Origin of the sequence: Neobacillus terrisolis, from assembly GCF_051233475.1 — a bacterium.
Taxonomy (GTDB): Bacteria; Bacillota; Bacilli; order Bacillales; family Cytobacillaceae; genus Bacillus_BU.
In genome coordinates, this window is the sequence record NZ_JBKFGH010000004.1 from 311083 (window position 1) to 323175 (window position 12093).

General features: G+C 40.0%; 14 protein-coding genes. All 14 read left to right on the forward strand.

Annotated elements, in window-relative coordinates:
- The first annotated feature begins 12 nt into the window (after positions 1 to 12).
- The 14 genes from ACI48O_RS03595 to ACI48O_RS03660 all read left to right on the forward strand — a co-directional run bounded on the left by ACI48O_RS03595 (position 13) and on the right by ACI48O_RS03660 (position 12093).
- Entirely contained in the window at positions 13 to 315 is a 303-nt protein-coding gene (locus ACI48O_RS03595) for a BMC domain-containing protein (protein ID WP_435560337.1), read from the forward strand.
- A gap of 31 nt (positions 316 to 346) precedes the next feature.
- A complete protein-coding gene (locus ACI48O_RS03600) occupies positions 347 to 1834 on the forward strand; it encodes an aldehyde dehydrogenase family protein (RefSeq protein ID WP_435560338.1) in 1488 nt (495 codons plus the stop codon).
- A gap of 96 nt (positions 1835 to 1930) precedes the next feature.
- On the forward strand, positions 1931 to 4474 hold the full coding sequence (gene cutC / locus ACI48O_RS03605; protein WP_435560339.1) for a choline trimethylamine-lyase: 2544 nt from the start codon (positions 1931 to 1933) through the stop codon (positions 4472 to 4474).
- A gap of 105 nt (positions 4475 to 4579) precedes the next feature.
- On the forward strand, positions 4580 to 5533 hold the full coding sequence (gene cutD, locus ACI48O_RS03610) for a choline TMA-lyase-activating enzyme (protein WP_435560340.1): 954 nt from the start codon (positions 4580 to 4582) through the stop codon (positions 5531 to 5533).
- 42 nt (positions 5534 to 5575) lie between these two features.
- Complete coding sequence (locus tag ACI48O_RS03615) at positions 5576 to 5929, forward strand: BMC domain-containing protein (RefSeq protein ID WP_435560417.1); 354 nt, start codon at positions 5576 to 5578, stop codon at positions 5927 to 5929.
- Positions 5930 to 5943: 14 nt separating this feature from the next.
- Complete coding sequence (locus ACI48O_RS03620) at positions 5944 to 6387, forward strand: EutP/PduV family microcompartment system protein (RefSeq protein ID WP_435560341.1); 444 nt, start codon at positions 5944 to 5946, stop codon at positions 6385 to 6387.
- Entirely contained in the window at positions 6384 to 7058 is a 675-nt protein-coding gene (locus tag ACI48O_RS03625; protein WP_435560342.1) for a cobalamin adenosyltransferase, read from the forward strand. The genes ACI48O_RS03620 and ACI48O_RS03625 overlap by 4 nt, the downstream gene beginning before the upstream one ends.
- Positions 7046 to 7888 (forward strand): ethanolamine utilization protein EutJ, encoded by an 843-nt coding sequence (gene eutJ, locus ACI48O_RS03630; protein ID WP_435560343.1) that lies wholly within the window; start codon positions 7046 to 7048, stop codon positions 7886 to 7888. Before ACI48O_RS03625 ends, eutJ begins: the two co-directional genes overlap by 13 nt.
- Before the next feature lie 16 nt (positions 7889 to 7904).
- Positions 7905 to 8207: a BMC domain-containing protein gene (locus ACI48O_RS03635; RefSeq protein WP_435560344.1), complete on the forward strand. Its 303-nt coding sequence runs from the start codon at positions 7905 to 7907 to the stop codon at positions 8205 to 8207.
- The gene (locus ACI48O_RS03640; protein ID WP_435560345.1) at positions 8204 to 8467 is read left to right on the forward strand and encodes a EutN/CcmL family microcompartment protein; all 264 of its coding nucleotides are present in this window, start codon (positions 8204 to 8206) and stop codon (positions 8465 to 8467) included. Before ACI48O_RS03635 ends, ACI48O_RS03640 begins: the two co-directional genes overlap by 4 nt.
- A 99-nt stretch (positions 8468 to 8566) precedes the next feature.
- Complete coding sequence (locus ACI48O_RS03645; RefSeq protein WP_435560346.1) at positions 8567 to 9226, forward strand: cupin domain-containing protein; 660 nt, start codon at positions 8567 to 8569, stop codon at positions 9224 to 9226.
- An 11-nt stretch (positions 9227 to 9237) separates the two neighbouring features.
- A complete protein-coding gene (locus tag ACI48O_RS03650) occupies positions 9238 to 9843 on the forward strand; it encodes a BMC domain-containing protein (RefSeq protein ID WP_435560347.1) in 606 nt (201 codons plus the stop codon).
- Positions 9844 to 9900: 57 nt separating this feature from the next.
- Positions 9901 to 11436, forward strand: coding sequence for an acetaldehyde dehydrogenase (acetylating) (locus ACI48O_RS03655; RefSeq protein ID WP_435560349.1), 1536 nt, complete (start codon positions 9901 to 9903; stop codon positions 11434 to 11436).
- A gap of 6 nt (positions 11437 to 11442) precedes the next feature.
- Entirely contained in the window at positions 11443 to 12093 is a 651-nt protein-coding gene (locus ACI48O_RS03660; RefSeq protein WP_435560350.1) for a phosphate propanoyltransferase, read from the forward strand.

The following is a 12093-nucleotide window of genomic DNA, read 5'->3' on the forward strand; positions in this document are numbered from 1 at the left end:
GACTAACGATACATGAATAATTACGAAGCTTTAGGCTTAATCGAAACATTTGGGATCGTCTATGTTTTAGAGGCTGCAGATGCAATGTGCAAAGCAGCAGATGTTGAATTGATTGGCTTTGAAAACGTAGCTTCCGGATATATTTCTGTGTTGGTTCGCGGAGATGTTGGAGCATGTAAAACAGCTGTAAGCACTGGTGTAAAAGCGGTAGAGGACATGGGTTCTAGTGTTTATAGTTCTGTTGTAATAGCAAGGCCACATTCAGATATTGAAAAAATTATCGCACGTTATTCACTTGAAAACCTACTTCCTTAATTTGTAGTTGGAATGAAGAGGAGAGTTAAAAATGAATATTATTGATAATGATTTACTCTCCATCCAAGAGGCACGAATTCTTGTGGAAAACGCTCGTGAAGCACAGAAGAAGCTAGCAGCTTTTCCGCAGAAAAAACTGGATGAGATTGTTGAACGCATGGCAGAAGAAATTTACAAGCATGCACGTGAACTAGCCATGATGTCCAGTGAAGAAACGGATTATGGCAAATGGCAGGATAAGTATATTAAAAATCAGTTCGTATGTGAATATTTGATCAAACGACTTAGAGGAATGACTTGTGTCGGTATTATTAGCGATGATGTTCAGAACAAGACAATCGATATTGGCGTTCCGATTGGGGTAATTATAGCTTTATGTCCGGCAACTAGCCCAGTTTCAACTACTATATATAAGGCACTAATTGCAATAAAGTCGGGTAATGCAATTATTTTTTCACCTCATCCGAGAGCGAAAAACACAATGAGTAAGGCGCTAGAAATTATGATACGTGCAGCTGAAGGATATGGCTTACCTGAGGGAGCTCTTTCATTCTTGAACATTGTCACGCCTAGCGGGACATCAGAGCTGATGACTCATTCTGCTACCTCGTTAATAATGAATACTGGTGTTCCAAGCATGCTTAAAGCAACAAGCAATTCAGGGAAGCCCGTTATATTTGGTGGAAATGGTAATGGACCTGCCTTTATTGAACGAACAGCTAACATCAACCAGGCGGTACAAGATATTATTGCCAGCAAAACCTTTGATAACGGAGTTGTATCCGCAGCGGAACAATCTGTTGTTGTCGATCGCTGCATTTCAGCTGATGTTAAACGAGAGTTTCAGAATCATGGCGCGTATTTTATGACTGAAGAAGAATCACAAAAACTTGGGGCTCTCTTTTTCCATTCGGATGGATGTCCAAATACAGAAATGGTTGGGAAATCAGCACAACAATTGGCTACGCGAGCAGGTTTTATTGTACCGGAAGGTGTCGTCGTCCTGATTTCTGAACAAAAATATGTTTCCGATACAAATCCTTATTCGAAAGAAAAGCTTTGTCCCGTTTTGGCATATTACATAGAAGACGATTGGATGAATGCATGTGAAAAATGCATAGAGTTGTTGATCAGTGAAAGGAACGGACATACTCTTGTCATTCATTCACGCGACGAGGCGGTCATTCGCCAGTTTGCATTAAAAAAACCTGTTGGCAGAATACTTGTCAATACTCCAGCTACTTTTGGAAGTATGGGGGCAACAACTAATTTATTTCCTGCAATGACCCTAGGTAGCGGATCAGCGGGTGTCGGTATCACGACCGATAATGTTTCACCGATGAATCTTATTTATATTCGCAAAGTTGGGTATGGTGTACGAAAGGCAGAAGACATTACTAATGGAAAGTTAATCGAAGAAGTTCATTCAATAGGCGATAAAAACCAGTCTACTGAATATAGGTTAGAAGACATAGAGATGTTAAAGCAAATTCTAATAAAAGCGATCGATAGTCATTGACCGTTTAATAGATATGCTTGTCCATCATGAAAGATAGATTAGTATTTTCAAAAATCTTATGAAATAAGAATTTAAAAGAATGAGAGGTAAGTTATTTTGGATATTCGTGATTTCTCAAATAAATTAGCAGAAGCCACCAAAAATATGTCTGCTGAAGAACGAGCATCTTTAATTAGGTTGTTTGAAGGTGTTTCGATGAATATTGCAAAAGAAGAGCCTGAACATTTTAGCGAGGATTGCAGTAGTAATGATAGCGGGATTCCTGAGGGAATGACTGAACGTCTAAAAAGGCTTAAAGAAAACTATTTAAAGCAAGTTCCTTCCATAACTACCTATCGTGCAAGAGCAATCACGAAAATTGCGAAGGAAAACCCGGGCATGCCGAAGATTATGCTGCGTGCAAAATGTTTCCGCTACTGTTGTGAAACTGCACCATTGGTGATTCAAGACGATGAGCTTATTGTTGGAGCACCTAACGGAGCACCTCGTGCCGGAGCTTTTTCACCAGATCTTGCATGGCGATGGATGGAGGACGAAATTGATACAATCGGAACCCGTCCTCAGGACCCTTTCTATATATCGGATGAAGATAAGAAAATTATGCGAGAGGAACTTTTCCCATTCTGGAAAGGGAAATCCGTTGATGAACACTGTGAGGACCAATATCGTGAAGCGGGTGTCTGGACACTTTCCGGTGAGTCGTACGTATCAGATTGCTCTTACCATGCATTAAACGGTGGCGGGGACTCCAATCCGGGCTACGATGTCATCCTAATGAAAAAGGGCATGCTGGATATTCAGCAAGAAGCAAAGGATCATCTGGCAACGCTTGATTATCAAAACCCTGATGATATTGAAAAAATCTATTTCTATAAATCGATTATTGATACAACTGAAGGCGTTATGATTTATGCCAAGCGTTTATCGGAATATGCAGCAGAACTGGCTGCAAAGGAAACGAACCCTAAGCGTAAAGCAGAATTAATGAAGATTTCTGAAGTGAATGCAAGGGTACCAGCGCATAAGCCGCGTACATTCTGGGAAGCAATTCAGGCTGTTTGGACAATTGAATCGCTCCTTGTTGTTGAAGAGAATCAGACTGGTATGTCAATTGGCCGTGTCGACCAGTATATGTATCCGTTCTATAAGGAAGACAAGGAATCGGGTCGAATGACTGACCATGAAGCATTTGAACTTGCGGGTTGTATGCTGATAAAAATGTCTGAAATGATGTGGGTGACAAGTGAGGGGGGCTCGAAGTTTTTTGCCGGGTATCAGCCATTTGTAAATATGTGTGTTGGTGGAGTGACCAGAGATGGACGAGATGCTACCAATGACCTTACCTACTTGCTAATGGATGCTGTTCGTCATGTTAAAATTTATCAGCCATCTTTAGCTACACGGATCCACAACAAATCACCTCAGAAATATTTGAAGAAAATTGTTGACGTTATTCGCTCTGGAATGGGCTTTCCTGCCTGCCATTTCGATGATTCGCATATAAAGATGATGTTGGCAAAAGGGGTTTCCATTGAAGATGCAAGAGATTATTGTTTGATGGGCTGTGTTGAACCTCAGAAATCGGGCCGCCTTTATCAGTGGACTTCCACCGCTTATACCCAATGGCCAATCTGCATTGAATTGGTTCTCAACCATGGAGTTCCGCTGTGGTTTGGAAAGCAGGTAACTCCTGATATGGGAGATTTAAGCCAATTTAAAACCTATGAGGATTTTGAAAACGCCGTTAAAGAACAAATTAAATATATTACTAAATGGTCAAGCGTTGCGACCGTCATTTCTCAGCGTGTTCATAGAGAATTAGCACCAAAGCCGCTCATGTCGATTATGTACGAAGGCTGTATGGAAAACGGTAAAGACGTTTCAGCAGGTGGAGCCATGTACAATTTTGGTCCTGGTGTTGTTTGGTCCGGTTTAGCTACCTATACAGACTCCATGGCTGCGATCAAAAAATTAGTATTTGAAGATAAAAAGTATACATTGCAGCAGCTTAATGAAGCTCTGAAAGCTGATTTTGTCGGCTATGAGCAATTAAGAACAGACTGCCTGAATGCTCCTAAGTATGGCAATGATGATGATTATGTCGATTTGATTGCATCTGATTTAGTTAACTTTACAGAACGAGATCATCGTCAGTACAAGACATTATATTCTGTTTTAAGTCACGGCACTTTATCCATTTCAAATAACACTCCATTTGGACAATTAACAGGTGCCACAGCAAACGGCCGCCGTGCTTGGACGCCGTTGTCAGATGGTATAAGTCCGACTCAGGGAGCTGATGTGAAAGGACCGACTGCTATTATCAAGTCTATTTCAAAGATGGCTGTTGATAGCATGAACATTGGTATGGTTCACAACTTTAAGCTCATGGCCGGCTTACTCGATACTCCAGAAGGGGAAGAAGGGATTATCACCCTTCTGCGTACAGCTTCCGTGCTAGGCAATGGAGAGATGCAGTTCAATTATTTAGATAATCAAACATTAATTGAGGCGCAAAAGCATCCGGAACAGTATCGTGATTTAATCGTTCGTGTTGCAGGTTACAGTGCCTACTTTGTAGAGCTTTGTAAGGATGTTCAGGACGAAATCATAAGCAGAACAGTGCTGACAAAAATATAATAACTAGTTGATTCTCTGCTGCTTGTTACCACAGCTGTTGGTAGGGCTCGGGGCAAGCAGCAGAAAAATCAATTACTAGAAGAATCAAACAGGAGATTGAACAGTATGGGCAATCCAAAAGCAGGAATGATCGAAAGAAAAGCATTTGTTTCCAACATACAGAAATATAATATGTTCGATGGACCGGGAGTAAGAACAATTGTGTTTTTTAAAGGATGCCCATTGCGTTGCAAGTGGTGTGCCAATCCCGAAGGGCTAGAACGAAATTATCAAGTTATGTTTAAAAGAAGTGCATGTTCAGATTGTGGTGCCTGTGTTCCTGTCTGCCCGGTTGGAATACACAATATCTCACAAGAAACCTCTAAACATGAAGTAACACGCGACATTGATTGTATTGGCTGCCGAAAGTGTTCAGATATATGTCCAGAATCGGCATTATCCATTGTAGGAGAAGTAAAAACAATCTCTGAGCTTTTTGAAATAATTGAAGAAGACAGAATTTTTTACGATATGTCTGGTGGGGGCGTCACTTTAGGTGGTGGTGAGGTATTACTGCAACCTGAGGCTGCAGCAAATCTATTGATGGTTTGTAAGAAAGAAGGAATTAATACTGCAATTGAGACCAGTGGCTACGCAAAATTAGAAGCGGTTCTCCAGGTTGCTGAGTTTACTGATTTGTTCCTTTTCGATATTAAGCACCTTGATTCTGAACGACACTTTGAACTAACGGGAGTTCGTAATGAGCGCATTTTAAATAACTTGAAGGAATTACTCACACGTAGGTATAACGTGAAGATCAGAATGCCTCTTCTAAAAGGAATCAATGATAGTCAGGCTGAAATTGACGCGGTCATTCATTTTTTAATGCCTTTCCGCGACTATAAAAATTTCAAAGGGATCGATTTACTGCCATACCATAAATTTGGAGTGAATAAGTACAACCAATTGGGATTGAATTACCCGATTTCAGGAGATCCAAGCCTGAATAGTGATGAATTGAAAAGAATTGAGAGTTGGATAAAGGAATATGACTTCCCCGTTATGGTTATCAATCATTGATAAATGATAGTGGAAACGAAAAAAGATCGAAAGGTAATTATTATGGGAGCATTTGCTGAAAAGACGATAGAGCGAATCATACAGGAATCAGTACCGGGAAAACAGGTTACGATTGCACATGTGATTGCGTCACCCATGCCAGACATATATGAACGATTGGGAATAGACGAAAAAGGTGCAATCGGAATTCTCACTTTATCACCTTATGAAACCGCGATAATTGCTGCTGATATTGCTACAAAGACAGCAGATGTTGAAATTGGGTTTCTTGATCGCTTTACGGGATCGGTAGTCATTAATGGTGATGTACAAAGTGTAGAAACAGCCCTCGAAGCAGTAATTGAGACATTGAAAAATATGTTGGGATTTGTGACAACCCCGATCACACGAACATGAGAAAGAAGCGAATAATGGTCATCGGACCTACTAATTGCGGAAAGACTACTTTGGTCAATGCAATAAATGATCATGAGGGACCCATTCGAAAAACACAGAATTTGATTTACGGAAAGAACACAATCGATGTTCCGGGGTCTTATCTTGAAAACACGTGGATGTACAAATATTTAATTTCAGCCGTTCAAGATGCTTCACATGTATTGGTTTTAGTGGACCAATCCAACTGTAAGGAGGTTTATTCACCCGGATTTGCAAAGGTGTTTCGCTGTCCAGTGATTGGTGTAATAACAAAAGCTGATTTACATCCTGAAAATGCGGACTGGTGTATTCGACAACTTAAGCAGATTGGGGTCACCAATCCTTTTTTCAAAATTAGTGTTCCTTATGATATAGGAATAAGTGCTTTAAAAGAATTTCTATTCGATAGAAAACTAGGTAATGAGGGAAGGACATGAATTTTATTACCGAAGGTGACTTGCGAGATTTATATAAAAATGAACCTTTTACGACCTATGACTTAGATACAGATACGAGACTTACACCTGGAGCGCGACAGTTTCTTGCGGACCGTGGAATCTATATTTTTGATAACGATTCCGCCAGTAAGAGTAGAGCTACAAACATCGGGCATTCATCTAAAGAACCTGATAGCAGGGACAATTGGAGAAAGTTAAAACTTTATTCGAAAATGAAGTCCAGTGAAGCTTTGTTTCTTCTAACTGTTGAAGAGCTGTTGAGCAGAGATGTTTGTTTGGCACAGGATGTTATTAAACTAAATAAACAATTTTCTTGTATAAAAAATGGAGTGAAGGACAAAGGGCAAATTGAAAACCTTTGCTGCGGGGAGTGTACAGGAATCAATGAGAGCAATTTCTCTGACAGTCTGGAAGATTGTTTTGAAATTACCGAATTTCATTTGAAGCTTGCAAAGCGGAGAGAAATTTTGATTTTACATAGGCTTCGTTGTGCTCTTCAAGAAATCGAGCCAGTTGTACTAGAACTTTGTATCGAAAGTAAGGGAGAGAAAAGGGAATACGAAGATATTCTCGGCAAGATAAATCAGATTATTAATAGTCTTTCTCAATTGATTTGCTCAGAGGTTGGAGGGAAGAAATGTCTAAAATAAATAAGACTTTTGAATACTGTGATCAACTTGTGAGGGATTTTGAAAAAGCAATCGAACATCCAATTGTCGGTGAATCTTCTGTCTATTATACCGGAGTGGACTTAGGAACGGCATGTGTCGTGTTAGCTGTTTTGGATGAAAACTATCGACCAGTGGCTGGTGCTTACCGATATGCGGATGTTGTCCGTGACGGTATGGTAGTTGACTATATTGGAGCGGTTCATATCGTTAGAGAATTGAAGCAAGAGCTTGAGAAGAAATTAGGAGTTGAATTATTATTTGCGGCTGCGGCGATTCCACCAGGGACAGATGCTCTAGATTCTGGAGCAGTAAAGAACGTTGTTCAGGCGGCCGGATTTGAACTGACTAATTTACTTGATGAACCGACTGCCGCCAATGCAGTTTTAAAAATTGAAAATGGTGCAGTAGTTGATATTGGTGGAGGAACGACGGGTATTTCTATTCTTAAGGATGGAAAAGTTGTCTATGTCGAGGATGAGCCAACGGGTGGAACTCACTTTTCATTAGTCGTCTCAGGGGCATACAAAATTCCTTTTTCAGAAGCTGAACAGTACAAGCGTAATGCAAAAAATCATAAAGAATTGTTACCTGTATTAAAGCCTGTAGTTGAAAAAATTTCTTCAATTATTAATGTCCATATTAAAGGTTATAACGTAAACGAAATATCTTTGGTTGGTGGTACCTGCTGCTTAGACGGAATTGAGGAAATTATTGAAAAAAAGACAGGGATATTTACTCATAAGCCGCAAAATCCGATGTTTGTCACTCCTTTAGGAATAGCACTTAGCTGCAGGCAGGAAAGCATATGATAGGTAGGGTATAGATATGGAGTTTAGAATTATTAAATCCCCCACGGAGGGTACACTTGATATTCTTAATCGGAGAATTGGAACAGGTATCAACAAAAAATTGGATTGTGTGGATGCGGTTGGGCTTGTGCAGGGAAGAATGATTGAAATGATTTATGCAGCAGATATTGCTGAAAAGGCAGTAGGTGTAACGGTTGCGGATGTAAGAGGGAGTTGTCCTCAAAATATGATTTTAATAGCCATATTTGGAGACACTTCGTCTGTTGAAGCAGCGATGCAAGAGATTAAACGCAAGTCGGAAGAAGGTAAAGTTCTATGATTACTGCAAAACTGATCGATACTGTATGGGCAACAAGAAAAGCAGAATCACTTAACGGATTTAAGTTTATGCTTGCGGAAGTGATAGGAGGTAGCAATGAGGGGCAGCGCCTTGTTGTTGTAGATATTATAAGTGCTGGAATAGGCGACCGGGTAATTATTACCACCGGTTCATCGGCTCGCCGAATGCTCGGGGATGATTTGATACCAGTTGACGCGGTTGTTGTTGGAATCATTGATGAAGATTGTAAGTTTAAGTGATGAGTTTAGCTTTGGATGATACTCATCAGTAATGCTTATGTTCAAACACTTAGACCTACTTTTGTAAGTCTTGGTCAATTTTTGAAAGGAGGTGAAGGTATGAAGAAATTGATATGCGTAAAAGATATTGAGGCTATGGACAAGCAGGGGCAGAAAGTAATCTATATTGATAGCAATACAATCATTACTCCGGCAGCCCAGGATGCAGCAAAAGAATGTGGAGTAGAGTTTTCTGTTGAGAAAAAATGTTGTGATGTGAAACCTTCTGAACCAGCAAACCCATTTGGCGATGCAATCGACAGTAATATGATTTATTCTGTGCTCAAGACTCTGGTTGATAAAGGTCTTCTGAAAGGAATGTTTGATAACGTTCCTGAGCAGCCTTATCTTGCTGAACGGGATTGTGGAGGATTGAAAGTAGTCCGAGGTAATTCGGTGAAGTTTGATGTATTTGATACTGGAAATCCAAACGATAAAGTTACTTATCAAGAATTAATTAGTAAAGATGAATCTTCAATGAGTGCAGGGTTTTTAACAATAGAAAAATCCAACTTTGAATGGGAACTGTCTTATGAGGAAATTGATTATGTAATTGAAGGCACTTTGACGATAACAATTAATGGAAAGACCTTTACTGCATACCCTGGAGATGTAATCTATGTACCGTCAGGTTCTAAGGTAGTTTGGGGTTCTCCTGATAAGGCGAAATTATTCTATACTACATATCCGGCCAACTGGGCTGACCTTGTCCAGAGTTAAGGGGGAAGAACATGCAGGCACTTGGGTTAATTGAAACAAGAGGACTCATTGTAGCGGTTGAAAGTGCGGATGCGATGCTTAAGGCGGCGGATGTAACCCTATTAGAAAAGACGTACGTCGGAGGGGGTCTTGTTTCTATCACTGTAACCGGGGAGGTAGCTGCCGTAACTGCAGCTGTTGATGCTGGTGTCGCAGCAGCAAGACTAATCAATAGAGAATTGCTCATTTCTCAACATGTAATTCCACGCCCTCATGAGGAATTGTCTGGTTTGGTTGTATCAACAAAACCTCGGGTCAAAGTGAAACTACAAACTAATGAATCTATGAAAATAGAACCAGATGCAAAAGCGAATGTTGAGAAAGCAGAAGTGGAAGAAAAAAGAACCATTTCCTTGGAAATGGATTTAGATGTAATGAATAAAAATACTTTAGACCTGATCGTACTTGAATCCGGTTTAGACGAAGCTTTTGAGGTGCTTAACAACCTTAAGGTGACAAAACTTCGCAATCTAGCCCGTGAATATAAGGAGATCGGAATAGCAGGAAGAAAGATTTCGAAGGCAGATAAGAAAACATTGCTAGCCGAATTAAAAAAATATTACACGATTACAAAATAATCAATTAAGAAAAATAGACTCATAACTAATGTAAAAAAGGAAGGGAGGAATCATCTAATGGAAAATTTTGATTTTGATTTAAGATCTATACAAGCAGTTAGAAATCTTGCCCAATTGGGTAAAGTTGCGGCCGACCAGATTGCTGAATATTCAGAAGATCAAATTGATAGAATTCTGTGCAATATGGTAAAGGCAGCTTCGGAAAATGCTGTTCTTCTAGCAAAAATGGCTGTTGAAGAAACAGGTTTCGGTAAAGTTGAAGATAAGACCTATAAAAATCATTTAGCTTCAACTATCTTGTATAAATCAATAAAAGATATCAAGACTGTTGGTGTGATTTCAGAAAATGTAGACGAGAAAGTAATGGATTTTGCAGAGCCGGTTGGTTTGATTATGGGGATTGTTCCTTCAACTAACCCAACATCAACAGCAATTTATAAAGCAATGATTGCCATTAAAGCACGTAATGCCATTGTATTTTCTCCACATCCCTCTGCAGCAAAATGTACGTTGAAGGCGGCAGAGCTTATGAACAAAGCAGCTGAAGAGGCAGGCGCTCCAGCCAATATTATTGGATGCATTTCAATGCCAACAATGGATGCAACCAATGCGTTGATGAAAAGTAAAGAAGTAAAAATGATTATTGCAACAGGCGGACCTGGTTTGGTTAAGGCTTCATATAGTTCGGGTAAGCCAGCGCTCGGCGTTGGTGCGGGTAACTGTCCGGCATATATTGAGAGAACGGCTAATGTTAAGCAAGCTGTAACAGATATTTTAGCAAGTAAGACCTTTGATTATGGCACCATTTGTGCATCTGAACAATCCATTGTTGTGGAAGAGTGCAATCGAGATCAGGTTGTGACTGAACTCAAAAAGCAGGGCGGCTATTTTATGAGTCCGGAAGAAACGAAAAAAGTTTGTGGATTGTTGTTTAAAAACGGCCATGCCATGAATGCAAAGTTTGTTGGAAGATCACCACAGGTTATTGCAGAAGCTGCAGGGTTTTCAATTCCTGAAGGAACAAAGGTTTTAATTGGGGAACAGCAAGGTGTTGGACCTGATTATCCACTTTCATATGAAAAGCTGACATCAGTATTGGCTTTCTATACAGTAAAAGATTGGCAAGAAGCATGTGAACTTTGTATTAAGTTACTTCAAAATGGTATTGGTCACAGCATGAGTATTCATACTGAGGATAGGGACTTGGTAATGAAGTTTGCAAAAAAACCAGCGGCGCGTATTTTAGTGAACACAGGCAGCACTCAAGGAGCTACTGGAGCAAGTACTGGACTAATGCCTGCATTTACACTGGGATGTGGAACATGGGGCGGAAGTTCTGTTTCCGAAAATGTTAGCCCAATCCATTTGATTAATGTTAAGAGAGTTGCATACGGATTAAAAGATTGCAGTACATTAGCCTCTGCAGATCCAACATTTAACTATCCTGAACTCTCAAATAACATTTGTGAAGGTTCAAGTTGTGTAGGAAGTGGTCAAAATCCAGCTTCATATGCATCGAACATTAACGGCTCTGATAATGAGCAGCTATTAAAGCTGATCAATGAGTTAGTGGATGCAATGAAGAGGGGGTAAGCCTAAATGAATAAATATGATGAAGTACTGAAGCTTTTGATGGAGACATTACAAGCTAATCTCACTCCAACCGAAGTGAAAGAGGATACATATGAAATACCGGTGGGAGTTTCGAACCGACATATTCATCTATCCAAAGAAGATTTATATCGTCTGTTTGGAGAAGGGTATCAACTGACCAAGCTGAAGGACCTGTCACAGCCAGGACAGTATGCTTGTAAGGAAACAGTAACCATTTGCGGCCCTAATGGTGCGATTGAAAAAATTAGAGTCCTTGGTCCCGTACGTAGTAAAACACAGGTTGAAGTTCTTGAAGGTGATTGCTATAAGCTTGGTGTAGCAGCCCAGCCAAGATTATCAGGTGATTTACAAGGGACACCGGGTATCACGATAATTGGTCCAAAAGGTTCTGTTCAAACGACTGAAGGTCTTATTATTGCACAAAGGCATATTCACATGACCCCTGAAGATGCAAAGCGTTTAGGTGTAGAAGATGGACAAATTGTATCAATTCAGGTTAATGGTCCACGTGGTGGTATTTTCAATAATGTTGCAGTTCGAGCAAATGATGCTTCTGTTCTCGAGTGTCATCTCGATATCGAAGAAGCAAATGCGATGAATGTTAACTGTATAAAGAAAATTAGCTTAGTAAAATAA

What these genes read in the sequence shown, in the direction of transcription:
- ACI48O_RS03595 (WP_435560337.1), top strand. Translation starts at nt 13, where the DNA reads ATGAATAATTACGAAGCTTTAGGCTTAATCGAAACATTTGGGATCGTC.
- ACI48O_RS03655 (WP_435560349.1), top strand. Translation starts at nt 9,901, where the DNA reads ATGGAAAATTTTGATTTTGATTTAAGATCTATACAAGCAGTTAGAAAT.
- ACI48O_RS03615 (WP_435560417.1), top strand. Translation starts at nt 5,576, where the DNA reads ATGGGAGCATTTGCTGAAAAGACGATAGAGCGAATCATACAGGAATCA.
- eutJ (WP_435560343.1), top strand. Translation starts at nt 7,046, where the DNA reads ATGTCTAAAATAAATAAGACTTTTGAATACTGTGATCAACTTGTGAGG.
- ACI48O_RS03620 (WP_435560341.1), top strand. Translation starts at nt 5,944, where the DNA reads ATGGTCATCGGACCTACTAATTGCGGAAAGACTACTTTGGTCAATGCA.
- ACI48O_RS03640 (WP_435560345.1), top strand. Translation starts at nt 8,204, where the DNA reads ATGATTACTGCAAAACTGATCGATACTGTATGGGCAACAAGAAAAGCA.
- ACI48O_RS03650 (WP_435560347.1), top strand. Translation starts at nt 9,238, where the DNA reads ATGCAGGCACTTGGGTTAATTGAAACAAGAGGACTCATTGTAGCGGTT.
- cutD (WP_435560340.1), top strand. Translation starts at nt 4,580, where the DNA reads ATGGGCAATCCAAAAGCAGGAATGATCGAAAGAAAAGCATTTGTTTCC.
- ACI48O_RS03635 (WP_435560344.1), top strand. Translation starts at nt 7,905, where the DNA reads ATGGAGTTTAGAATTATTAAATCCCCCACGGAGGGTACACTTGATATT.
- ACI48O_RS03600 (WP_435560338.1), top strand. Translation starts at nt 347, where the DNA reads ATGAATATTATTGATAATGATTTACTCTCCATCCAAGAGGCACGAATT.
- ACI48O_RS03645 (WP_435560346.1), top strand. Translation starts at nt 8,567, where the DNA reads ATGAAGAAATTGATATGCGTAAAAGATATTGAGGCTATGGACAAGCAG.
- ACI48O_RS03625 (WP_435560342.1), top strand. Translation starts at nt 6,384, where the DNA reads ATGAATTTTATTACCGAAGGTGACTTGCGAGATTTATATAAAAATGAA.
- ACI48O_RS03660 (WP_435560350.1), top strand. Translation starts at nt 11,443, where the DNA reads ATGAATAAATATGATGAAGTACTGAAGCTTTTGATGGAGACATTACAA.